Annotated in this window: 1 protein-coding gene; it reads right to left on the bottom strand. The window is 68.7% G+C overall.

Translation table 11 applies throughout. The features are described 5' to 3' along the window. Positions 1–90: 90 nt before the first annotated feature. Positions 91–1,428 (bottom strand): IS110 family transposase, encoded by a 1,338-nt coding sequence (locus O3Q52_RS52765; RefSeq protein WP_269655497.1) that lies wholly within the window; start codon positions 1,426–1,428, stop codon positions 91–93. Positions 1,429–1,740: the final 312 nt, after the last annotated feature.

The following is a 1,740-nucleotide window of genomic DNA, read 5'->3' as shown; positions in this document are numbered from 1 at the left end:
GGGTGCGGCTGAACGGAAAATCAACGGTCCGGTGGGCAGGCGGTAGCGTCCGGGTGGCGGAGCCGTCCCGGACTGGTCTGTGACGGGTGTTCAGGCAGTGTCGGTGCTGGGGGCGAGGGTGACCTGGTGGCCGAGGTGTTCGAGCTGGCGGACGAGGTCGCGGGTCTTGCGTTGAGGGTGAAGATGTCGCTGGTGCCAGTCGGGACCGAGTTCCCGGTAGCGGGCCTGTGGGTCGTCGATCAGGTGCCAGACGATGACGAGGATCGAGCGGGCGACGGCGACCAGGGCTTTGGCGTGGCCGCGGCGTTTGACCAGGCGCCGGTAGCGGGCGCCGAGGAAGGTGTCGGTCCGGGCGGCGGCGCTGGCCGCCTCGCCCAGGGCACCCTTGAGCCAGGGGTTTCCCTTGCCGGCGGGCCCGGTGGTGCTCTTGGCGCCGGATTGGATGGTGCGGGGACACAGTTTCGCCCACGAGGCGAGGTGGGCGGGAGTGGGGAAGACGCTCATGTCGGGGCCGATCTCGGCCAGGATGACTCGCGCGGAGGTCGGGCCGATGCCGGGGATCTCGTCCAGCCGGGCCAGCAGGTCGTCACCGAACGACACAGCAGCGGGTGACGGTAGGTGGTCCGGCGTGTCACTGCGGGGGTCGGGCAGGGCCGAGAGCGTCTCGGCGATGTCCTGGTCGAGTGCGGTGATCTGCGAGGTGAGGTGGTCGACGGTGGTCAGCAGGAGCCGCAGCAGCTTGGCGTGGTGGTCATCGAACTGCCCGGTCAGAGCCTCCACCAGGGCGTCGTGCTTGGCGGTCAGCCGGCCTTGCGCCAGGCCTGCCAGGATCCGGGGGTTGCGCTCGCCCGTGATCAGCGCCTCCATCATCGCCCGGCCCGAGAGGCCGAACGGGTCGGTGGCCACCGACGAGAGTTTGATCTGCGCGTCCTGCAGGACCTTGTCGGCCCGCTGTTTGTGGCGCGATCGCTCGCGGACGAACACTGTGCGGGTGCGGGTGAGGTCCCGTAGGTGTCGTACGGGCTGGGATGGAACGAAGGAGGGTCGGATCATGCCGCGCTCGGCGAGCTTGGCCAGCCATATAGCGTCCAGTTTGTCGGTCTTCGGCCGGCCCGGGACGTTCTTGACCTGGCGGGCGTTGACCAGCCAGCACCGCAGCCCCCGGCTTTCCAGCAGGTAGTAGAAGGGCTGCCAGAACACGCCGGTCGCCTCCATCACCACCAGTTCGACGCCCTGGCAGACCAGGTGGTCGCCGAGTTCCAGGATCGCGTTGGTGGTCGCCGCGACGGTCCACACCTTCTGGGTGCGCGCTCCCTCGCGGGTTTCGTTCGGCAGCCGCAGGCACACCACGCCGCTGTTCTTTGCGATGTCGATCGCGGCGACCCGGGCCACCGTCTCGTCCCGCAGTTCCTCGCGTGGCTCGTCCACAGTTCCTCCCGGCCTTGGGCTCCCATGGGGTGGAGACTGTCCGGGAAGCCGGAGGGGAACGGCAAGGCTGAACGGCGTGCACGTGGCAACAGTCGGTGGCCCCTGGCTGGCTCCCGCGTCAGACTCTTCTTCGGGCGCGTAGGCCCAAACCGCATCGACGTGGACGGACAGCCTCCATACCCAGGATCGCGGCCTGCGCCCCACGAACGACACGGCGGTCAGGAGTGCGCGAACCCAGAATCGACGCTCCGCGCACCGATTTTCACGCCGCCAGGCGTGACTAGAGGAACAGGAGGACTCTTCTGTAGTGAG

The sequence above is a fragment of the Streptomyces sp. ActVer genome (assembly GCF_027270795.1).
Taxonomy (GTDB): domain Bacteria; phylum Actinomycetota; class Actinomycetes; order Streptomycetales; family Streptomycetaceae; genus Streptomyces; species Streptomyces umbrinus_A.
This window is presented reverse-complemented; position numbering and strand designations above follow the sequence as displayed.